Raw genomic sequence first — 20,173 nt, 5'->3', positions numbered from 1 at the left:
ACCTCTTATTCACAGAGCAAACAGCAAAGCCACGGCCTCCGCTGCGATCCCTTCCTCCCGCCCGAGATAACCCAACTTTTCATTGGTTTTAGCTTTCACATTGACCTGATTGACGGCAATCCCGCAATCGGCGGCGATCCGCGCCACCATCTGCGGAATATGCGGCGCCATTTTCGGCGCTTGCGCGATGATGGTCGAATCGATATTGCCAACAGCGTAGCCGGCAGCACCTATCAGCCGCACCGCTTCGCGCAGCAGTTTGCGTGAATCGGCGCCGGCAAACCGGGCATCGGTATCAGAGAAATGGCGACCGATGTCGCCCAGAGCCGCCGCGCCAAACAAGGCGTCGATAATTGCATGCAGCAGGACATCGGCATCGGAATGCCCCAGCAAACCGGTTTTGTGCGGGATAGTCACGCCGCCGATAATCAATGGTCGGCCAGCCTGCAAGGCGTGGCAATCGTAACCTTGGCCGATACGAAACCTGGGAGGGTGGCTAAGGGGTTGGCTAAGGGGCTGACTCATACGAGCTCCTTTGAATAGAGTGCGGATAACTTCAAAATTCTTCCTTTAAAAACATCTCTGCCAATGTCACATCGTGCGGCAGAGTAACCTTGAAATTGCGCGGACTGCCCTCCACCAGGCGCGGCTGCAAGCCTAGCAATTCAACCGCGCCGGCTTCGTCGGTGACCGTCTCGGCCTGCGCCAGCGCGCGCAACAGCAGCTTGTAGCGAAACATTTGCGGTGTCTGAGCTGCCCACAGTGCGTTGCGAGGCACAGTCTCCGCGACGCGCGCTTGCTGATCGCCGCGCTTCAGGGTATCAACCACCGGCAATGCCAGCAATCCACCCACCGGGTCATCCTGCAATGTCTCAATCAAATGCTCGATCAAGCCGCCGGTCAAACCCGGCCGGGCGGCGTCATGCACCAGCATCCAGTCGTCATCGCCAACCAGGGAGCGAATCGCCTGCAAGCCATTCAACACCGATTCCTGACGGCTGGCACCGCCATCAAACAGCAAACTGACCCGTCCCTGCAAATGCGGCGCGGCTGCCATCAGCTCGCTTATATAACCGTCGTCAGGGCTGACCACGACGAAAACATGACTGATCACGCTTGCCGCTGCAAAGGTGGTCAAGACGTGCGCCAACATCGGCTGCCCAGCCAATGGCATATATTGCTTGGGAACATCCGCGCCCAAACGCGTGCCGATACCGGCGGCGGGAATCAGCGCAAAATAGCGTGAGGAATTCATGCGCAATGGACTCGCTCGAGATTCTGGGGAAATGTCATGGCACGTAACAAAAAAGACTGAAAAATGACTGCGAAAAAACAGCTGTGTACCTGAGACAATAGAATGCTGGCCGCCGGCAGATACCAGGCAAACTCAGGGCCGAATTGCGAAAATCAGCATTTATGCCCGTGGTTTATAATGCGGCTCTGAATTTTAACTGTCAAATCAGGCGTAATGCGGCTTTTTTTGACCGCACCGGCGATATGCTCACACGCTTGCATCATCGGTTGCATCATCGGTTGCATCTTGCTAACAGGCCCTAATGTCCTTTGATCTAGAAAAATTGCTGCCCAAACCGGGCGCCCGTTTTGTGCTGCCGGCCCTGCACGGCTCAGCCGATGCGTTTGCCTTGGCGCAAGCCGCACTGGCGCTGAAGTCGCAACAACGGATGCTGGTAGTGGTGGTGGCGGACGCCACCGACGGGCAACGGCTGCGCACGGAAATCCCCTGGTTTCAGGCAAGCAGCGAGCAACCCAACGGCTTGCGCTGCCATTTGCTGCCAGACTGGGAAACCCTGCCATACGATGCCTTCTCGCCGCACCAGGATCTGGTATCGGAACGGCTGGCAACCCTGTACGAGGTGCAGAGTGGCCAATGCGACGTGTTGCTGGTGCCGGCTACTACCGCCCTGGTCAAAATGGCGCCGCCATCCTTCCTGGCCGGTTATACCTTCTTTTTCAAGCAAGGCGAGACGCTGGATGAAGCGCGCCTGAAATCGCAGCTGACGCTGGCTGGCTACAGCCACGTCAACCAGGTCATGTCGCCGGGTGAGTATTCGGTGCGCGGCGGCTTGATCGATATTTTCCCGATGGGCTCGGTGCTGCCGTATCGGCTGGATTTGTTTGGCGACGCCATCGAAACCATACGCACCTTCGACGCCGACACTCAGCGCTCGCTCTATCCGGTCAAGGAAGTACGTCTGTTGCCGGGACGGGAGTTTCCGATGGACGAAGCAGCGCGTTCTGCTTTCCGCAGCCGCTGGCGGGAAGTATTCGAAGGCGACCCGTCGCGCTCGGCGGTTTACAAGGACATCGGCAACGGCATCGCCTCGGCCGGCATCGAGTATTACCTGCCGCTGTTTTTTGAAGCAACCGCGACCTTGTTCGAATACCTGCCTGCGACCGCGACATTTGCCTTGGTCGGCGATATCGACGGCGCCATCCAGCGCTTCTGGAGCGACACCCAGTCACGCTACAAATTTCTCAAGGCGGATCGCGAGCGCCCTTTGCTGGCGCCTGAAGCCCTGTTCTTGACCGGCGAGAATTTTTTCAGTCTGGCCAAGCCATACGGCCGCTGGGTGATTCAGCATAGCGACGCCGCATCGGAGTTGTCGGCGCCGATTCCCAATATTGCCGTCAACCGCCGCATTGACGACCCGCTGACCAATCTGCGCGCCTATCTGCTGCAAAACGACAGGCGCGTGATGATCTGCGCCGAATCGAATGGCCGTCGCGAAACCTTGCAACAGTATTTCAACGAATACGATTTACCGCTGGCGCTGTGCGACGGTTACGCCGACTTCACCACCGCAAACAAAAAACTGATGCTGGGCGTAGCACCCTTGCACGCCGGCTTCGAGCTGCCGCAATACATATTCATTACGGAAACCGAACTGTACGCCGGTTCCGGCCGCCGCATCGGCAAGAAGAAACAGGAAGGCGCAACCCAGGTCGAATCCATGGTGCGCGATCTGTCCGAGCTCAAGATCGGCGATCCGGTGGTGCATATCAACCATGGCATCGGCCGCTATATGGGCTTGCTCAGCATGGATCTGGGCGAAGGCGAAACTGAATTCCTGCATCTGGAGTATGCCAAGGACACCAAGCTCTACGTGCCGGTCTCGCAACTGCACGTGATTTCGCGTTATTCCGGCGCCTCGCCGGAAGACGCGCCGCTGCATGCGCTCGGTTCCGGCCAGTGGGAAAAAGCCAAACGCAAGGCGGCGCAACAGGTACGCGATACCGCGGCAGAATTATTGAATTTGTATGCGCGGCGCGCCTTGCGCCAGGGCCATGCTTTCGAATATTCCGCCCACGATTACGAGGCATTCTCTGAAAGCTTCGGCTTTGAAGAAACCGTCGATCAAGCCGCGGCGATCAATGCCGTGATCAAAGACATGACCAGCGGCAAACCGATGGACCGCTTGATCTGCGGCGACGTCGGCTTCGGCAAGACCGAGGTCGCGCTACGCGCCGCCTTTGTCGCCGTCCTCGGCGGCAAACAAGTCGCGATCCTGGCGCCGACCACCTTGCTGGCGGAACAGCACGCGCAAACTTTCGCCGACCGCTTTGCCGATTGGCCGGTAAAAATTGCTGAATTGTCGCGTTTCCGCTCCGGCAAGGAAGTCACGCAAGCCATCAAGGGTATGGCCGACGGCACCTTGGATATCGTGATCGGCACCCATAAATTATTGTCCGATGATATTAAATTTTCGCGCCTGGGGCTGGTGATCATCGATGAAGAACATCGATTCGGCGTGCGCCAGAAAGAAGCGCTCAAGGCCTTGCGCGCTGAGGTCGATGTGTTGACCCTGACCGCAACGCCAATCCCGCGCACGCTGGGGATGGCGTTGGAAGGCCTGCGTGAATTTTCCATCATTGCCACCGCACCGCAAAAACGCCTGGCCATCAAGACATTCGTGCGCAGCGAAGGTGAATCGACCATCCGAGAAGCCTGCTTGCGCGAACTGAAACGCGGCGGCCAGGTCTATTTCCTGCATAACGAAGTGGAGACCATCCAGAACCGCAAGGCGATGCTGGAGGTACTGTTGCCGGAAGCGCGCATCGCCATCGCCCACGGTCAGATGCATGAACGCGACCTGGAAAAAGTGATGCGCGATTTCGTTGCCCAGCGCTTCAATATCCTGCTGTGCACCACGATTATCGAAACCGGCATCGATGTGCCGACCGCCAACACCATCATCATGCATCGCGCCGACAAATTCGGCCTGGCGCAATTGCATCAGTTGCGTGGCCGGGTCGGCCGCTCGCACCACCAGGCTTACGCTTACCTGCTGGTGCATGACGTCCAGGGCCTGACCAAGCTGGCGCAACGGCGGCTGGATGCGATCCAGCAAATGGAAGAACTCGGCAGCGGTTTTTACCTGGCCATGCACGACCTGGAAATCCGCGGCGCCGGCGAGGTGCTGGGCGACAATCAATCGGGAGAAATGCATGAGATCGGCTTCCAGCTGTATTCCGACATGCTCAACGAAGCCGTGCGCTCATTGAAGAATGGCAAGGAGCCTGATCTGGCGGCGCCGCTCTCGACCACCACCGAAATCAATTTGCACGTACCGGCCTTGCTGCCTAACGATTATTGCGGCGATGTCCACGAACGGCTATCGATCTATAAGCGCCTGGCCAATTGCAACGCGCAAGACAAGATCGACGACCTGCAGGAAGAATTGATCGATCGCTTCGGCAAGCTGCCGGATCCCGCCAAAGCCTTGATCGAAACCCATCGCCTGCGGATTGCTGCCAAATCGATAGGCATCGTCAAGATCGATGCGCATACCGACGCCGCCTTGCTGCAATTCGTACCTAATCCGCCGATCGACGCCATGCGCATCATCGAGCTGATCCAGAAAAACCGCCATATCAAACTGAATGGCCAGGACAAATTGCGCATCACTGCTGACATGCCCGACCTGGCGGCGCGCCTGACGCAGGTCAAGGCAACCATCAAAGCCTTAGCGGGATGATCTGCTCTGGTTATGCCTTATTTTCCTTATTTAAATTTTAGTAAAGCCACATCGACCCATGAATCTGATCTTGCAAAGCCTGAGCGCAGAACGCAACGCCATTGACCGTATCGCCAGCCTGGCGGGCGTTGCCGCTGTCGACATCAGCAGCGGCGGCCGCCACGCATGGCGTTGCGCCGACGTCGCCTATTCTGAAAGCCTGAAGACACTGATCGATGCCGCCTGCTACGGCGCTCAGATCGACTGCGCCTGGCTGCCGTCAGCGCCGCAACTGGGCGACTTTAAACTGCTGGCCATGGATATGGACTCGACCTTGATCACCATCGAATGCATCGATGAAATCGCTGACATGCAAGGCCTCAAGCCACAAGTCTCGGCGATTACCGAAGCGGCCATGCGTGGCGAGCTGGAGTTTAACGAAAGCCTGACCCGGCGCGTGGCCTTGCTCAAGGGGCTGGATGGGTCGGCGCTGCAACGGGTGTTCGACGAACGCCTGCAATTGTCCCCTGGCGCGGAAAACATGCTGGCCGCGGTCAAGGCTGCCGGCCTCAAAACCCTGCTGGTATCCGGCGGCTTTACGTTCTTTACCGACCGCATGAAAGCCACGCTGGGACTCGATTACGCCCATTCCAACCTGCTTGAAATCGTCGACGGCAAACTGACCGGCAAGGTGCTGGGCGGTATTGTCAACGCGGAGGAAAAGAAACTGACTGTCGAACGTGTTTGCGCCGAGCTGAATATCGCGCCAAGCCAGGCAATTGTCATGGGCGATGGCGCCAACGACCTCAACATGATGAAGATTGCCGGCCTGTCGGTCGCTTTCCGCGCCAAGCCGGTAGTGCGCGCGCAAGCCAGCGTGGCCTTGAATTTTGTCGGGTTGGATGGCATCTTGCCCATATTGGCGTAATTTCTGTTGAAATCAGCGCCTCCCCTTTAATAAAAAGGAAAGTCATGGCACAAGAACTGGTTTTCGATAGCAAGCTGCACTCCGAAAAAAATCTTGCATGGTGGCTCTATCTTTTTCACGGCGCCAGCCTGGTATTTTCCCTCGGGGCTTTTTCATGGATCCCCTTGATCATCAATTATGTCAAACGCCAGGATTCGGCAGATACATTTGTGTATAGCCACCACAATTGGCAAATTCGCTCATTCTGGTGGTATCTGTTATGGATGTTCGTCGGCGGCGCCCTGTTCCTGACGGTGATCGGGATTCCGCTGGCTTTTGCTGTATGGGGCATTGCCTGGCTATGGAAGGGTTACCGCCTGATCAAAGGCTTGGTAGACCTGAATGACAATAAGGCAATGCCGGCTTGACTTCTGTTATTGAGAAACGGCCTGCAGCAAACCGCAGCGCCGTCAGGATCATGTCCGGCAGAGACATTCCTGCTGTCATGCAGATCCAGGCGGAATGTTATCCGCCGCTCATGCAGGAATCGGAAGCTGTATTCCGTGACCGCCTTGCCTTGACGCCGGCCACGTGCTGGGTATGGTCGCTGCATGGACAACATCCGGCGGCCTATCTGTTCAGCTATCCGTCAAACAAAGATATTGTCACGGCGCTGGATCAACCGTTCAAGATTGCAGCCGCGCCGGATTGCTTGTACCTGCATGACCTGGCGGTTGCGCCCGCCGCACGCGGCCGGCAAGCGGCTAATGCTTTGGTGGCGGTGGCGCTGGAACAGGCGCGTGCAGACGGTTTGCATTGGAGCGCACTGGTATCGGTGCAACAGTCGCAGGCATTCTGGAATACGCTGGGCTATACATCGGCAGAAGTGCTGCACTCTCCCGCCAAAGAAAATCTGGCCAGTTATCAAGTGTCAGAAAATCAGGCAGTTGCGGTCTATATGTGCCAGCAATTGTCTTAAACGACAGGCAAAAAAACCGATCTGCGCGGATCGGTTTTTTCGTTCAAATCGTCGTAGCTTGGGTTACATAGCAGCGAATGCTTGTTCGATATCAGCAATCAGATCCTGCGGATCTTCCAGGCCGATGTTGAAGCGCACCAATATGCCCTGATCCTGCCAGTTTTTACGCATGCCCTGGATGCGGTAAGGAACGCAAAGGCTGTTTGCGCCGCCCCAGCTATAGCCGATCTTGAATAATTTCAAGCTATCGACAAAGCGGTCGGTCTGCTCTTCGCTATAACGCGCATCGAACAACACTGAGAACAAGCCGCCTGCTCCGGTGAAGTCGCGCTGCCAGATTTCATGCCCCGGGCAGTCAGTAAAAGCCGGATGCAGTACCCGGCTGATCTCTGACCGCTGTTTCAACCAGGCGGCGACGGTACGCGCCGCTGCATCATGCGCCTCAAAGCGCAATTTCATGGTTGGCAGGCTGCGCAGCACAAGATAGGCGTCGTCCATGCCGACGCCAAAACCCAGGCGCATATGCGCGGTCTGCAGCTTTTGGTTCAAGGCGGTATCTCTGGTGATCACGGCGCCCATCAATATATCCGATCCGCCAGACTGATATTTGGTCAACGCCTGCATCACGATATCGACGCCGAGATCGAAAGCACGTAGCGCCAGGCCGGCGGACCAGGTATTGTCTATCGCCACCAGCACGCCCTTGGCATGTGCGGCGGCACAAATAGCGGGAAGATCCGGCACTTCCATCGACACCGAACCTGGTGCTTCTGTCCAGATCAGGCGAGTGTTCGGCTGAATCAATTCAGCAATGCCGGCGCCGATCAAGGGATCGTAATAACGCGCTGTAATCCCGAAATCCCTGGACAGCCAATTACCTAGCTCGCGATTCGGGCTATACACATTGTCCGGCAGCAGCACATCGTCGCCGCTCTTCAGCAAGGCCAGGTCGATCATCGTGATCGCGGCCAGGCCGCTAGGCGCCAGCAGGCAGTGCTGGCCGCCCTCGATTTCAGCCAGGCGCGCCTCCAGCGTGAACGAGGTGGGCGTGCCGTGCAGGCCGTAGGTATAGCCGCTCTTTTCCTGCCAGTCACGGGCACGCATCGCTGCGACATTCTTGAACAACACCGTGGAAGCGTGGTGAATCGCTACCGGAAAGGCGTCAAAACCTGCCGGCGCGGTATATGCGCTGTGCATCAATGCGGTTTGAGAATTCTTTTTTTTGGGCATGTTCAATGGTGGCTATGGGTGGCGATGAGCTGCTACGATTTATTTAACGGGCTTGGCAGTCTGAACGGTCAAGGCAAAAGGTTTAGTCACCGCATCGTCTGTGGTCGACCAGGTGCCGCTGAAGATATTGCCGACCAGTTTGCCAGCCCATTCGCCGGAAACATCCTTGCCATTGATGGACTCTTCCATGATGACATCGGTATTTTCCGATTCACCTGCCAGCAGGATTTTGGCGGATTGACCGGCAATCACGTAATGGCCCTGGATGCCTTCGGTCGGATCCGCTTTCAGTTGCAAATGCATCTCGATCTGCGCATTGCCCAGCGTGCCGCGCAGGGTCAGCGGCTTGGCAAACAAGTTTTGCGCTGTGGCCGCAGATGCCGGAGCAGCGGCAACATTATCGTTGTCCGCAAATACCGGGGTGGAAGCAAAACCGAACACTAACGACAGCGTCACAGCAAACTTCCCTGCCATCATGCGGCAGCCCACAAATCATGGGCATCCGAGGCCGTGATGGTGACATCGACAAATTCGCCAACCACCAGCTTCTTGTGTGGCTCATACGGTGGCTTGACATAGACCACGCCATCGATTTCCGGCGCATCGGCGCTGGAACGGCCGATACCGCCATTGCGGTCAACTTCGTCGATCAGCACGCGCATGGTCTTGCCGACCTTGGCTTGCAGGCGCTTCTTGGAAATCTCTTCCTGCAACTGCATCACGCGGCCGCGGCGTTCTTCACGCAGTTCTTCGGGCACTGGATTATCCAGCGCGTTGGCGGTTGCGCCCTCTACCGGAGAATAGGCGAAACAACCGAGGCGATCGATTTCCGCCTCTTTCAGGAAATCAAGCAGGTATTCGAACTCGGCGTCGGTTTCGCCTGGAAAGCCGGCGATAAAGGTCGAGCGGATGGTGAGATCCGGGCACATCGCGCGCCAGGCTTGAATCCGTTCGATATTTTTTTCGCCGCTGGCCGGACGCTTCATGCGCTTCAATACATCGGGGTGGGCGTGTTGCAGCGGCACATCCAGGTATGGCAACACCTTGCCTTCCGCCATCAGCGGAATAATCTGGTCGACGTGCGGGTAAGGATAAACATAATGCAGACGGACCCAGGCGCCGTATTGGGCCGCCAGCTCGCCCAGCGCGGTGACCAGTTGCGTCATGTGGGTCTTGACCGGCTTGCCGTTCCAGAAACCCATGCGGAACTTGACGTCTACGCCATAGGCGCTGGTGTCTTGCGAAATCACCAATAATTCTTTAACGCCAGCCTTGAACAGGTTCTCGGCTTCCAGCATGATATCCGCAATCGGACGCGACACCAGGTCGCCACGCATCGATGGAATAATGCAAAAACTGCAACGATGGTTGCAACCTTCCGAGATTTTCAAATAGGCGAAATGCTTGGGTGTCAGCTTGATGCCCTGCGGCGGCAGCAGATCAAGAAACGGCGCATGCGGCTTGGGCAGATGCTTGTGCACCGCAAACATGACTTCGCCGACCGCGTGCGGACCGGTGACTTCCAATACCTTTGGATGGATCTTCTGGATGATGTCGTCGCCGTCAGCATCCTTTTTGGCGCCCAAGCAGCCAGTCACAATGACTTTGCCGTTTTCGCTCAGCGCTTCGCCGATGGCGTCTAGCGACTCTTGCACTGCGGCGTCGATAAAGCCGCAAGTATTGACGATCACCAGATCGGCGCCTTCATACGACTTAGCAGTTTCATAACCCTCTGCACGCAACTGGGTCAGGATTTGTTCGGAATCGACCAGTGCCTTGGGACAACCAAGGGAGACGAAACCGACTTTAGGCGCAGAAAATGCGGCGGTGGCTGGTGCAGCAGGAATGACGTTGGACATGACGGGAGATGGGGTCAAAGCAAAGTCGCTATTGTACCCCTTCCACTACGATGGTTACCCTGCGGTGCTTCTAAAAACCCGTTGCAGAGTAGCCTTGAATGCTTATTTCTTTGTCTTGTCCGGCGGTGGCGGTGCAAACGGGAAGGTGCCGAACATATTCTTGGTCTGGTTTTGCATCTGTTCCTGCATCTGGATGAACAGGCCTTTGCTCTGCTCGATGTAGTTGCTCATCATGCCCTGCATCATCGGCCCCTGGACATTCATGAACTGCGCCCACATTTCCGGACTGAACGGTTTGCCTTCGTAAAAACCCTTGGAATTTTCAGTCAGCTTATTCTGGATATCGATGAAAGCCTGGATATTTTTTTCCAGATAAGACCCCATCATTCCCTGCATGGCATGGCCGTAGTAGCGAATGATTTGCGACAGTGCCGCGCTGGAAAACATAGGAGTGCCGTTTGACTCTTCCTCCAGAATAATCTGCAACAAGATGCTGCGCGTCAGATCGTCGTCGGTCTTGGCGTCCAGCACAACGAATTCCTCGTTGTCCAAGACCAGTTGCTTGACATCGGTCAGGGTAATGTATGAACTGGTTTGGGTATCGTACAGGCGACGATTCGGATACTTCTTGATCAAACGTTCAGACATTTTTTTTGTAGTAGTCATTTCTGTCCCAGGTTACTACGCCCATAAGGCATTTTATATTTGCTACTTTGGCAAGCCATGCCTGAAGTAGTACATCCTTATTATATGCATGTGCAACAAGCTGTGCAGGGAGTTTATTGCATTGCAATACAAACAAGGATTACCGACAACCCGCGCGAACTGCTAAACGTATTGCAGACAATCCACGCGGGAAGTGGTATTGGACGCTAGCCCATGTGCAGGCCGCCGTTCAGAGAGAAGTCAGAACCGGTCGCGTAACCGCCCTCTTCTGACACGATCCAGGAGATGATGGAAGCGATTTCTTCCGGCTCACCCAGGCGCTTTACCGGAATCCCTGCAACGATCTTTTCCAGGACATCCGGCCGGATCGAACGCACCATATCGGTACCGACATAACCGGGAGATACCGTATTGACGGTAACGCCCTTGGTAGCAACCTCCTGCGCCAACGCCATGGTAAAGCCGTGAATCCCGGCTTTAGCAGTCGAATAGTTGGTCTGGCCGAACTGGCCTTTCTGGCCGTTCACCGACGAAATATTGACAATCCGCCCCCAGCCGCGATCCGCCATGCCGTCGATGACCTGCTTGGTGACGTTGAATAGTGAATTCAGATTGGTGTCGATGACGGCGTCCCAGTCGGCCTTGGACATCTTGCGGAACTGGCCGTCGCGCGTAATGCCGGCGTTATTGATCAGGATATCGACTTCACCGACTTCCGCCTTGACTTTGTCAAATGCCGCCTTGGTCGATTCCCAGTTGGAGACATTGCCTTCTGAAGCATGAATATCGAAACCCTTGGCCCGCATATCGGCCAGCCATTTATCCTTGCGCGCCGAATTCGGTCCGCAACCTGCTACGACGGTAAAACCATCTGTGCAAAGACGAGTACAAATTGGGGTACCGATGCCGCCCATTCCCCCGGTCACATAAACGATTCGCTTTGCCATCTTTAGTCTCCTTCAAAAAAACAATTCAAAAAATCGATGTGCTGCTTGCCTACCGTCTTCTTGCAGTCTTATTGCTGCTCGCCCCGCTTCTTCCCGATCCGTATTTTATTCCGCCCTGACTTTGACATACCTTCCCGGCGCCGGTTCGATGATGTCGTGCTTAGTATTTCCCAATTTGCGCGGCGCGGCCACTTGTTTTCCTGCATGCTCGGATAAAAATTCCGTCCATTCGGTCCACCAGCTGCCCGGATGCTCAACCGCTGCCGCCAGCCAGGTTTCGGCATCTACAGCGGTTTGCTTGCTGGTCCCGTTACTAGTCCCGTTACTAGTCCCGTTGTTAGTCCAATAACTGCGTTTCTTTTTTGCCGGCGGATTAATCACACCGGCGATGTGGCCGGAGGCGCCAAGCACAAAACGATTCTGTTTCGGCTTTTTGGGATTCAGCAAAGAAACCGAGGCATAGGCCGAGGTCCAGGGCACGATGTGATCTTCGCGCGATGCATAAATAAAGGTCGGCGCATCGATCTTGCCCAGGTCAATCGCTTGCCCATCCACCGTCAGTTTGCCGGCGTCTTTCAGCGAGTTATCCAGATACATGTGACGCAGGTAGTAACAAAACATCGGGCCTGGCAAGTTGGTGCTGTCGGCGTTCCAGTACAACAAATCAAAAGCCGTCGGCTGCTCGCCCTTGAGGTAGTTCGATTCGACATAATTCCATAGCAAATCGTTAGGACGCAAGCTGGAAAACGCAGAGCCGAATTCGCGCCCGGGCATCAGGCCGCCTTGCCCGATGGCCTGCTCCCGCATGCGTATCTGCATGTCGTCGATATAGACATCCAGAATGCCGGTATCGCTGAAATCCAGGAAGGCTGTCAGCAAGGTCAGGCTGGCGATCGGATTGACTTTATCCGCCGCCATTTTCGCCAGGGCGGTCGACAAGATCGTGCCGCCGACGCAGAAACCGAGTGCATTGATCTTGTCCTGGCCGGAGATATCCTGCACCGTTTGGATCGCCCGGATTACGCCGTCGACAATGTATTGGTCCCAGGTCGCATGTGCCAATGATTCGTCAGCATTGCGCCAGGAAACCAGGAACACGCTATGCCCTTGCTCCACCGCATAGCGCACCAGCGAATTCTGCGGCTGCAAATCGAGAATGTAAAATTTGTTAATGCAGGGCGGCACGATCAGCAGCGGCCGCTGGTACACCTTGGCGGTGAGGGGTTTGTATTGGATCAGCTGGAACAAGGCGTTTTCAAACACCACTGCACCTTCGGTGGTCGCGACATCCTTGCCGACCTCGAACGCTGACTCGTCGGTCTGCGACACCCTGCCCTTGTGCATGTCTGCAAGCATCTGGACGATGCCCTTGGTCAGGCTTTCACCATTGGTTTCGACAATTTTCTGCTGGGCTACCGGATTGGTCGCCAGGAAATTGGAAGGCGCCATGGCGTCTATCATCTGCTGCACCGTAAAACCGATTTTGCGCTTGATCTTCGGCGGCGCGTCCAACGCCTCAACCATTGCGTTCAGGAATTGGGCGTTCAATAAATACGCCGCCGCATTGAACGCATACACCGGATTGCCATGCCACGCCGTGCCACTGAAACGGCGGTCAGCGATGGCCGGGATCCGCGCCGCCAACATGTCCTGCCATAAGGCCGACATCTGCTGCGAGTATTCCGCCTGCAGCTTTTTCAGTGCTGCCGGGTCCAGCGAAATGCCAAGATCGCCGAAGTTACCGGCTCCGGCCGCACCGTTCAGGTTTTGCCCAGACGGATTGAGCAAACCCAGAAATACGTTGGGATCGGCTATATGGCTAAGTTGCTGGAGGAATTGCGGATTGAACGCTTGACTGAATTGTTGCGAGAGTTGCGACAATGCGGCTGGATCGAAGACGGAAAAATTAGGCGTATTCATGCTGTGACCGTTGTTTTGGCATATTTTCGTGTATCTTTTATCGGATTGACTCTAAAAGCAGGAACCAACATGTACATCGTCGCCATCGCATGGATTTATGTCGTCTTCATGATGGCAATTACAGAAGCTAATGCAGTTGCCGGCGTGATGACGTTTTTGCTGTATGGAGTTTTTCCTTTGACAATTGTTTTATACCTGATGGGCACGCCGAAACGCAAGAGAAATCGACAGCGCGCTGAAAATTCTGCCAGGTTGGCGGCACAACAAAAAGCTGCCTCTGCCGCCCCCACAGCCGTTCCGACACCCGCCTCGCCAAAAAAAACGGATGAGTAGCAGCGCCGATCATTTCAGCCAGCTCATTTCAGCCAGATCAACGAGGCCATGCGGCCAGTCACATGATCTCTGCGGTAGGAATAAAAATTCCTATCGCTGACCGTGCATAAACCGCCGCCATGAACATCTTGCACATTTACCTGACGTAATGCAATCCGTGCCAGTTGATAAATGTCTGCCAGATATTTGCCCGGCCGTTGCGCGATGGGTGTAAAGCAAGCCTGGGTTTGCTGCAGCGCCTGGCCCGCCTCAGCAGCCTTGGCAAATGCCGCAAGAACGTCGGCGCCGACCTCGAATCGGTCAGGACCAATGGCCGCGCCAAGCCAGGTGGTAATCGGCCCGGCGCCGGCGGCCCTCATGCGCGCCACCGTGTTTTGCAAAACTCCGCCCACCAGGCCGCGCCAGCCGGCATGCGCCGCGCCGACCACGCCGCCATTCAAATCGGCAAACAAGACCGGTAGACAATCGGCGGTCTGGATTGCACAAACCACGCCAGCCCGGGTCGCGATGGCAGCGTCTGCTTCGATCCCGACCGCGGCGCCGTCAGCGTCAATCACATGATGGCCATGCACTTGCGTCATCCAGAGCGGCGACGCTGGCAGCAAAATATCGAGGCGCGCACGATTACGTTCGACGACTTGCAGCAGATCGCCAACGTGGCTCCCGAGATTCAGGCCGCCGCCGCCGTTGCCGTCATCATACGGACCTTGACTGACACCGCCGCCACGCAAAGTGGCAAAAGCGCCAATATCGGGCGGCAACCCAGGCCAGTCCGGGACAATTAATTGCATGCGCTTAAGCTTCCGTTTAACTCACAAAATAACTCACAAAACAAGACTTCATCATTCTGGAGCGCTGATGCCGGCGCGCTCCAGCAATGCAGCGAAATCGTCCGGCAGCGGCGCAAACCATTCACAAGCCTTGCCAGTAGTCGGATGAATCAGGCCCAGACGCGAGGCCTGCAAGGCTTGGCGCGGAAAAGCCGGCATCAGATGTTGCTTGCCATACAAGGCGTCGCCCACCAGTGAAAAGCCGAGCGACTGCATGTGCACCCGGATCTGATGGGTACGCCCGGTTTCCAATCGGCAACCCATCAGGCTCACCGGACGGCGATCCAGCAAGCCGGTCGCCAGCCGCTGGTAATGAGTGACGGCCGGCTTGGCAATCAGGCTTTCCGACACCGCCATCTTGATGCGATCGCGCGGATGGCGCGCCATTGGGCTGTCCACCGTTCCGTTGAGTTGCGGCGAACCCCACACCAGCGCCAGGTATTGACGCTTGACGGTACGGGCTTGCAGCTGGCGCACCAGATCGGTCTGCGCTTCCAGCGTTTTAGCGACCACCATCAGGCCGCTGGTATCTTTGTCCAGGCGGTGCACAATGCCGGCGCGCGGCACCCCGACCAATGCCGGCCAGCGAAACAACAAACCGTTGAGCAGGGTACCCGACCAGTTGCCGGCGGCAGGATGCACTACCAGCCCGGCCGGCTTGTTGATGACGATGATGGCGGCATCTTCATACACCACGTCCAGCGGCATGTCTTCTGCCTTGAATGCCTGTTCGTCGGGCGCCGGTTGCGGCAGCACAATCACGGTTTCATCGCCGTAGGTTGTCATTTTCGTGGTGCCGGGTTTGCCGTCCACGGTGACATGGCCGGCTTCGATCCACTGCTGGATGCGGCTACGCGAATATTGCGGCACCAGACTCGAAACCACTTTATCCAGACGCGTACCGCACACATCTGGAGTCAATTGCAGTACTATCGGCGCGCTGGCAGTAGCCGCATCGCCGTCCTCGACGCCATCATCGACGCCGTCATCAATATCGTCGATATTGGCCTCAAAATCAGCGTCAGGCAGACTTTCAGCCAAATTTGGCTTGGTAAATGACATCACTTGAAGTCCCATCAGCTATAATCAATCGTTGTTAACACACGTAAATACGCGCAATCTTGCAAACCACTATGCAAAAAAGACTCTTAAAACTAGCCGCTGTCGCATTCGCTCTATCCTTATCTGCGTGTGGCTTATTGCCAGACAAAGTCGATGAAACCGCAAACTGGTCCGCCCAACGATTATACTCGGAGGCCAAGGATGAGATGAACAGCGGCGGCTATGATAAGGCAATTAAGTACTTTGAAAAGCTGGAATCGCGTTATCCGTTCGGCACTTACGCGCAACAGGCGCAAATGGATATCGCCTATGCGCATTACCGGCAAGGCGAGCAACCTGAGGCGCTGGCGGCGATCGACCGCTTCATCAAGCTGCATCCAAATCACCCCAACGTAGACTATATGTACTACCTGCGTGGCCTGGTCAACTTTAATGACAAGATCAGTATTTTCGACTTCCTGTCCAGCGAAGACGCCACCGAGCGCGACCCGAAAGCCGCACGCGATGCATTCGACGCCTTCAAGCAAGTGGTAGTCCGTTTCCCGAACAGCACCTACGCCCCCGATTCTTTGGCGCGCATGAAATACCTGGTAAATGCGCTGGCGCAGTATGACGTCCACGTTGCCAGCTATTACTACCGCCGCGGTGCATATGTTGCTGCAGCCAATCGCGCACAAAGCGCGATCCAGGAATATCGCGATGCGCCTGCGGTTGAAGATGCCCTGCATATCATGGTGCAATCTTATGACGCCTTGGGTCTCCAGCAATTGCGCGACGACACCGAGCGCGTACTGAAGAAGACCTACCCGAACAGCAAGTATGTCGGCGGCACCGGCACCGATGGCGGCAAGGTAGCGAAATCGCCTTGGTGGAAATTTTGGAAATAAGCTGAAAACAAGCATCCCGGATGAACAAAAAGCCTCGCACTGCGAGGCTTTTTTACGTCTTTTCCACGATTACAAACCAGATGCTGGCCGAGATCTGCCCGTCAGCAGATTCTTGGGGCGCGCTTTCAAATCATGGATCTGAAACAAATGCTGTTGAAACTGCTGGGTTGCCAGCTCCCAGGAATATTCCAGCGCATGTTGCCGTACCTCGCGCCGATCCAGCGCAAGCGCCCGCAGGCAAGCCGAGGTCAGGTCCGCATCCAGTATTCCGGAACGTCCGTGCGCGACGACGTCGAGCGGGCCGGCTACCGGATAAGCGGCGACCGGCACTCCGCACGCCATGGCCTCGACCATGACCAGGCCGAAGGTGTCGGTATGACTGGGAAACACCATCACATCCGCGCAGTTGTAATACGAAGTGAGTTCATGATGCGGCTTGGCGCCCAAAAACTGCACCGTTGGGTAGCGCAGCTGCAACTCTTCCCGCAACGGGCCGTCGCCGATCACCCATTTACTGCCAGGCAGATCGACCTGCAGGAAAGATTCGATATTCTTTTCCACCGCGACCCTGCCGACATACAAATACAAAGGGCGTTCTATGCAAGCATGGTCCTCATCGACCGGCTTGAAGCGCTCGGTATCGACCCCTCTGCCCCACAGCACCAGGTGGCGAAAACCACGCTGCTCCAGCTCCTTTAGCACATGCGGAGTCGGCACCATCACGGCTTTCGACGGGCCGTGGAACCAGCGTAGCCAGCGGTAAGTCAGCGCCTTAGGCAGGATCGAACGCGCGCTCAGATACTCGGGAAAACGGGTATGGTAGGCGGTCGTGAAACCTATCCCCTGGCGCAGGCAGAAACGGCGGGCGGCCAAACCCATCGGCCCTTCGGTCGAGATATGGATGCAGTCCGGCGCAAACGTCTTCAGGCTGGCGGCGATCCTGGCGTAAGGTTTGTGAGCCAGACGAATTTCCGGGTAAGTGGGACAGGCAAAGGTTGGAAAGTCGTCAGGACTGAGCAGCAATACTTCATGGCCGTTATGACGCAAGCAAGCGCTGGTGGCGCGTAAAGTGTTGACTACCCCGTTAATTTGCGATTGCCCGGCGTCAGTTACGATGGCAATTCGCATAATTCACGAGCCTGCTTGCCGGATACGCTATTCTTCTGCTGCATGATTTCCTGCCAGGTGACCAGGCGCAATTCGCCGCTGGCGTCTTCCACCAGCGCCGACAAACTCTCCACCCAGTCGCCATCGTTACAATAAGTGATGCCGTTGATGTCGCGGATTTCCGGCTTATGGATGTGGCCGCAAATGACACCGTCCAAGCCCTTCTTTTGCGCTTCCGCCGCCAATGCATCTTCGAAAGAAGAAATATAATTCACCGCGTTTTTCACCTTGAGTTTCAGATATTGCGATAGCGACCAGTAGGGCAAACCGGCGCGCGCGCGCCAGCCGTTGAACCATTGGTTGAATTTCAGGATCACGGTATACAAACCGTCGCCCACATACGCCAGCCACTTGGCACAGGCGATCACGCCATCGAAGCGATCGCCATGCAGCACCAGCATGCGTTTGCCTTGCGCGGTGGTATGCACCAATTCATCGCGAATCCGGATGCCGCCGAAGTCCAGATCGATGAATTGGCGCACAGCCTCGTCGTGATTGCCGGGGACAAAAATAACCTCGGTTCCCTTGCGCGCTTTTTTCAACACCGTTTGCACCACGTTGTTGTGGACCTGATCCCAATACCAGCGACGCTTCAATTGCCAGCCGTCGATGATATCGCCGACCAGATACAAGGTATCCGACTCGGTCGCACGTAAAAATTCCAACAGGCGAGCAGCCTGGCAGCCTGTGGTTCCCAGATGAACGTCGGAAATCCAGATAGTGCGGAAGCGGATCGGATCGCGCTTTGACGAGGCGCCGGCGCCGCTGGCAGCGCCAAAAAACGCAGCATCCAGGAACTGCTCGCCCGGTTTCATGCCGCCCTCGTTTCTTTAAGATAGTGACGGGCGTAGCGCTGATCCAGCTTGGATAAAGGCAGCAGCAGAAAAAAATCGGCAGAGTGAAAATCCGGATCCCAGGCCGGGTCGCCGCAGACCCAGGCGCCGCTGCGCAGATAGCCTTTTAACAGCGGCGGCATTTGCGCCACATGACCGGCTTCGCGCTCATATACCGGGAACGGCACATGCGGCGTGACGCGGTATTCGGCCGGAGAAAAATTGCTTTGATCCAGGCCGTGATACAAAGCCGCGGCGTTATGCCCGCCATCGGCCAGGCTGACGCTGGCGCAGCCCATCAGGTAATCGCAGCGTTCACGCCGCATGAAGGCCGCCAGGCCAGCCCACAACAGCATGATGACGCTGCCGCTGCGGTATTCAGGATCGATGCAGGCGCGCCCGGCTTCAGCAATGCTGCTGCGCAGATTGTCGAGCCGGCCAAGATCGAATTCCTGCTCCGAATAATAGCGGCCCATGCGTCTTGCCGCATGCGGACTCATGACCCGATAGGTGCCAACCACGCGCAGGGTGTTGGTGTCGCGTACGATCAGGTGATCGCAATAGGAATCGAATTCATCGCTGTCCAGGCCATCTGCGTTGGCCAGCGCCGACAAGCCCATCGTCTCTATAAAAACCTTGTAACGCAGGCGCTGCACTTCACGCACCTCTTCCGGCGTACTGGCAAGACTAACCGTCAACTTGGAAACACTAGTACTTGCTTCGCCAGGATTCGTTAGCAGTTGCATTCATCGTCCTTTCTGATTGTGACGATGACAAGCCTAACCACCGATTACTTCAAGAAAATGACAGGTTTATTTCGGTTCTGTGACATGACAACAGTATCAAAATTGCAACTTCACCTTTAAAATTATGCGACTTTCAATAAATCGGCAGTAAATAAAAAGGGTCCGGATTTGCACGACAAGTTTCGTCGCCGTGCAAATTCGAACCCTATTTCCCCCACCGAAGAATGCCGCAGACCGATCTTATTTCTCTTTCTTCGGGCGCCCGGCTTTCACTGGCGGCAGGCTAGCCACAGCCAGTTTCAGGCCGGCCAGATCCAGCTCACGGATCAAGGCAACGCCGACCCGCAATAGCTCGCTCTTCTTCACTTCCAGGCCCGCTTTCAAGAAAGTTTTCTTAACATCGCCCAGGACCTGATACTCATCGGCAGGCATGGTGAAGCTATCGCGCACCAGCTTGGCTTTTTTTACTTTGGCCTTTCCATCTGGCAGCGATTTGATATTCGGCGCCGATTTGCTGGGCAGCAGTGTCGATTTAACGGCAATCGGCTTGGTGACGAGCAATGGCTTGGGAGCGGGCTTGGCGACTGGCTTTACAGCTGATTTAGCTGTTGGCTTAGCGGCAGGCTTCACTGCCGCCTTGGGACCTGGTTTGGCCGCAGGACGCGCCGCAGGCTTGGCTTTAGCAACACTCTTGATCGCTGCAGCCGGCTTCTTGACGACACGTTTGACACTTGGTCTTGCAATTTTACTGGTAACCATTCAACTCTCCAAAAATTAATCGTATAAATAATATATACAATTATTCCATCATCGGCAAGAACAGCTTCAAAA

The 20,173-nt window shown here is 56.0% G+C and carries 20 protein-coding genes; 6 read left to right on the top strand and 14 right to left on the bottom strand.

The genetic code is table 11. The features are described from left to right. Window positions 1–9: 9 nt before the first annotated feature. Together ispF and ispD are read right to left on the bottom strand one after the other, a co-directional pair. Window positions 10–525: a 2-C-methyl-D-erythritol 2,4-cyclodiphosphate synthase gene (gene ispF / locus VNZ60_RS20630; protein WP_325662510.1), complete on the bottom strand. Its 516-nt coding sequence runs from the start codon at window positions 523–525 to the stop codon at window positions 10–12. A gap of 31 nt (window positions 526–556) precedes the next feature. Further along, the gene (ispD, locus tag VNZ60_RS20625) at window positions 557–1,255 is read right to left on the bottom strand and encodes a 2-C-methyl-D-erythritol 4-phosphate cytidylyltransferase (protein WP_325662508.1); all 699 of its coding nucleotides are present in this window, start codon (window positions 1,253–1,255) and stop codon (window positions 557–559) included. 301 nt (window positions 1,256–1,556) lie between these two features. On the opposite strand from ispD, the gene mfd reads away from it, so the two are divergent. The 4 genes from mfd to VNZ60_RS20605 are packed head-to-tail and all read left to right on the top strand — an operon-like array spanning window position 1,557 to window position 6,862. Next, a complete protein-coding gene (gene mfd, locus VNZ60_RS20620) occupies window positions 1,557–4,997 on the top strand; it encodes a transcription-repair coupling factor (RefSeq protein ID WP_325662506.1) in 3,441 nt (1,146 codons plus the stop codon). 58 nt (window positions 4,998–5,055) lie between these two features. Continuing rightward, the gene (gene serB, locus VNZ60_RS20615; RefSeq protein WP_325662504.1) at window positions 5,056–5,904 is read left to right on the top strand and encodes a phosphoserine phosphatase SerB; all 849 of its coding nucleotides are present in this window, start codon (window positions 5,056–5,058) and stop codon (window positions 5,902–5,904) included. A 44-nt stretch (window positions 5,905–5,948) separates the two neighbouring features. Next, window positions 5,949–6,311 (top strand): DUF4870 family protein, encoded by a 363-nt coding sequence (locus tag VNZ60_RS20610; protein WP_325662502.1) that lies wholly within the window; start codon window positions 5,949–5,951, stop codon window positions 6,309–6,311. A gap of 50 nt (window positions 6,312–6,361) precedes the next feature. Continuing rightward, entirely contained in the window at window positions 6,362–6,862 is a 501-nt protein-coding gene (locus VNZ60_RS20605) for a GNAT family N-acetyltransferase (RefSeq protein WP_325662500.1), read from the top strand. Between the two features lie 63 nt (window positions 6,863–6,925). Here VNZ60_RS20605 and VNZ60_RS20600 read toward each other — a convergent pair whose 3' ends face one another. The 6 genes from VNZ60_RS20600 to phaC all read right to left on the bottom strand — a co-directional run bounded on the left by VNZ60_RS20600 (window position 6,926) and on the right by phaC (window position 13,484). After that, window positions 6,926–8,092 (bottom strand): cystathionine beta-lyase, encoded by a 1,167-nt coding sequence (locus VNZ60_RS20600; RefSeq protein WP_325662498.1) that lies wholly within the window; start codon window positions 8,090–8,092, stop codon window positions 6,926–6,928. A gap of 39 nt (window positions 8,093–8,131) precedes the next feature. Continuing rightward, the gene (locus VNZ60_RS20595) at window positions 8,132–8,548 is read right to left on the bottom strand and encodes a hypothetical protein (protein WP_325662496.1); all 417 of its coding nucleotides are present in this window, start codon (window positions 8,546–8,548) and stop codon (window positions 8,132–8,134) included. A 17-nt stretch (window positions 8,549–8,565) separates the two neighbouring features. Further along, entirely contained in the window at window positions 8,566–9,951 is a 1,386-nt protein-coding gene (gene rimO / locus VNZ60_RS20590) for a 30S ribosomal protein S12 methylthiotransferase RimO (protein ID WP_325662532.1), read from the bottom strand. Between the two features lie 102 nt (window positions 9,952–10,053). Beyond that, window positions 10,054–10,617 (bottom strand): polyhydroxyalkanoate synthesis repressor PhaR, encoded by a 564-nt coding sequence (gene phaR / locus VNZ60_RS20585; RefSeq protein ID WP_325662494.1) that lies wholly within the window; start codon window positions 10,615–10,617, stop codon window positions 10,054–10,056. A gap of 206 nt (window positions 10,618–10,823) precedes the next feature. Continuing rightward, window positions 10,824–11,564 (bottom strand): 3-ketoacyl-ACP reductase, encoded by a 741-nt coding sequence (locus VNZ60_RS20580; protein ID WP_325662492.1) that lies wholly within the window; start codon window positions 11,562–11,564, stop codon window positions 10,824–10,826. Between the two features lie 105 nt (window positions 11,565–11,669). Next, on the bottom strand, window positions 11,670–13,484 hold the full coding sequence (gene phaC, locus VNZ60_RS20575) for a class I poly(R)-hydroxyalkanoic acid synthase (protein ID WP_325662490.1): 1,815 nt from the start codon (window positions 13,482–13,484) through the stop codon (window positions 11,670–11,672). Between the two features lie 69 nt (window positions 13,485–13,553). On the opposite strand from phaC, the gene VNZ60_RS20570 reads away from it, so the two are divergent. Then, entirely contained in the window at window positions 13,554–13,817 is a 264-nt protein-coding gene (locus VNZ60_RS20570; protein WP_325662488.1) for a hypothetical protein, read from the top strand. Between the two features lie 23 nt (window positions 13,818–13,840). On the opposite strand, the gene pgeF is transcribed toward VNZ60_RS20570, so the two are convergent. Both pgeF and VNZ60_RS20560 read right to left on the bottom strand, forming a co-directional pair. After that, complete coding sequence (gene pgeF / locus VNZ60_RS20565; RefSeq protein WP_325662486.1) at window positions 13,841–14,608, bottom strand: peptidoglycan editing factor PgeF; 768 nt, start codon at window positions 14,606–14,608, stop codon at window positions 13,841–13,843. 51 nt (window positions 14,609–14,659) lie between these two features. Further along, window positions 14,660–15,724 carry an RluA family pseudouridine synthase gene (locus tag VNZ60_RS20560; protein ID WP_414648929.1) on the bottom strand — a complete coding sequence of 355 codons (1,065 nt, stop codon included), beginning with the start codon at window positions 15,722–15,724 and terminating at the stop codon, window positions 14,660–14,662. Window positions 15,725–15,780: 56 nt separating this feature from the next. On the opposite strand from VNZ60_RS20560, the gene VNZ60_RS20555 reads away from it, so the two are divergent. Then, window positions 15,781–16,596 carry an outer membrane protein assembly factor BamD gene (locus VNZ60_RS20555; protein ID WP_325662482.1) on the top strand — a complete coding sequence of 272 codons (816 nt, stop codon included), beginning with the start codon at window positions 15,781–15,783 and terminating at the stop codon, window positions 16,594–16,596. 69 nt (window positions 16,597–16,665) lie between these two features. Here the strand turns inward: VNZ60_RS20555 and VNZ60_RS20550 are convergent, their stop codons facing one another. The 4 genes from VNZ60_RS20550 to VNZ60_RS20535 form a co-directional block, all read right to left on the bottom strand. Then, window positions 16,666–17,724 carry a glycosyltransferase family 4 protein gene (locus VNZ60_RS20550; RefSeq protein WP_325662480.1) on the bottom strand — a complete coding sequence of 353 codons (1,059 nt, stop codon included), beginning with the start codon at window positions 17,722–17,724 and terminating at the stop codon, window positions 16,666–16,668. After that, complete coding sequence (locus VNZ60_RS20545; RefSeq protein WP_325662478.1) at window positions 17,706–18,578, bottom strand: UDP-2,3-diacylglucosamine diphosphatase; 873 nt, start codon at window positions 18,576–18,578, stop codon at window positions 17,706–17,708. The genes VNZ60_RS20550 and VNZ60_RS20545 overlap by 19 nt, the downstream gene beginning before the upstream one ends. Continuing rightward, a complete protein-coding gene (locus VNZ60_RS20540) occupies window positions 18,575–19,342 on the bottom strand; it encodes a GNAT family N-acetyltransferase (RefSeq protein ID WP_325662476.1) in 768 nt (255 codons plus the stop codon). Before VNZ60_RS20540 ends, VNZ60_RS20545 begins: the two co-directional genes overlap by 4 nt. Before the next feature lie 240 nt (window positions 19,343–19,582). After that, entirely contained in the window at window positions 19,583–20,101 is a 519-nt protein-coding gene (locus VNZ60_RS20535) for a hypothetical protein (protein WP_325662474.1), read from the bottom strand. Window positions 20,102–20,173: the final 72 nt, after the last annotated feature.

It is taken from the genome of Collimonas sp., from assembly GCF_035566375.1.
Lineage (GTDB): Bacteria > Pseudomonadota > Gammaproteobacteria > Burkholderiales > Burkholderiaceae_D > Collimonas.
The sequence above is the reverse complement of the archived record's forward strand: the minus strand, read 5'-3'. Positions and strand labels throughout refer to the sequence as shown.

Bases quoted from the DNA above. Each gene is read 5' to 3' on its own strand.
- ispF (WP_325662510.1), bottom strand. From the start codon at position 525: ATGAGTCAGCCCCTTAGCCAACCCCTTAGCCACCCTCCCAGGTTTCGT.
- ispD (WP_325662508.1), bottom strand. From the start codon at position 1,255: ATGAATTCCTCACGCTATTTTGCGCTGATTCCCGCCGCCGGTATCGGC.
- mfd (WP_325662506.1), top strand. From the start codon at position 1,557: ATGTCCTTTGATCTAGAAAAATTGCTGCCCAAACCGGGCGCCCGTTTT.
- serB (WP_325662504.1), top strand. From the start codon at position 5,056: ATGAATCTGATCTTGCAAAGCCTGAGCGCAGAACGCAACGCCATTGAC.
- VNZ60_RS20610 (WP_325662502.1), top strand. From the start codon at position 5,949: ATGGCACAAGAACTGGTTTTCGATAGCAAGCTGCACTCCGAAAAAAAT.
- VNZ60_RS20605 (WP_325662500.1), top strand. From the start codon at position 6,362: ATGTCCGGCAGAGACATTCCTGCTGTCATGCAGATCCAGGCGGAATGT.
- VNZ60_RS20600 (WP_325662498.1), bottom strand. From the start codon at position 8,092: ATGCCCAAAAAAAAGAATTCTCAAACCGCATTGATGCACAGCGCATAT.
- rimO (WP_325662532.1), bottom strand. From the start codon at position 9,951: ATGTCCAACGTCATTCCTGCTGCACCAGCCACCGCCGCATTTTCTGCG.
- phaR (WP_325662494.1), bottom strand. From the start codon at position 10,617: ATGACTACTACAAAAAAAATGTCTGAACGTTTGATCAAGAAGTATCCG.
- VNZ60_RS20580 (WP_325662492.1), bottom strand. From the start codon at position 11,564: ATGGCAAAGCGAATCGTTTATGTGACCGGGGGAATGGGCGGCATCGGT.
- phaC (WP_325662490.1), bottom strand. From the start codon at position 13,484: ATGAATACGCCTAATTTTTCCGTCTTCGATCCAGCCGCATTGTCGCAA.
- VNZ60_RS20570 (WP_325662488.1), top strand. From the start codon at position 13,554: ATGTACATCGTCGCCATCGCATGGATTTATGTCGTCTTCATGATGGCA.
- pgeF (WP_325662486.1), bottom strand. From the start codon at position 14,608: ATGCAATTAATTGTCCCGGACTGGCCTGGGTTGCCGCCCGATATTGGC.
- VNZ60_RS20560 (WP_414648929.1), bottom strand. From the start codon at position 15,724: ATGGGACTTCAAGTGATGTCATTTACCAAGCCAAATTTGGCTGAAAGT.
- VNZ60_RS20555 (WP_325662482.1), top strand. From the start codon at position 15,781: ATGCAAAAAAGACTCTTAAAACTAGCCGCTGTCGCATTCGCTCTATCC.
- VNZ60_RS20550 (WP_325662480.1), bottom strand. From the start codon at position 17,724: ATGCGAATTGCCATCGTAACTGACGCCGGGCAATCGCAAATTAACGGG.
- VNZ60_RS20545 (WP_325662478.1), bottom strand. From the start codon at position 18,578: ATGAAACCGGGCGAGCAGTTCCTGGATGCTGCGTTTTTTGGCGCTGCC.
- VNZ60_RS20540 (WP_325662476.1), bottom strand. From the start codon at position 19,342: ATGCAACTGCTAACGAATCCTGGCGAAGCAAGTACTAGTGTTTCCAAG.
- VNZ60_RS20535 (WP_325662474.1), bottom strand. From the start codon at position 20,101: ATGGTTACCAGTAAAATTGCAAGACCAAGTGTCAAACGTGTCGTCAAG.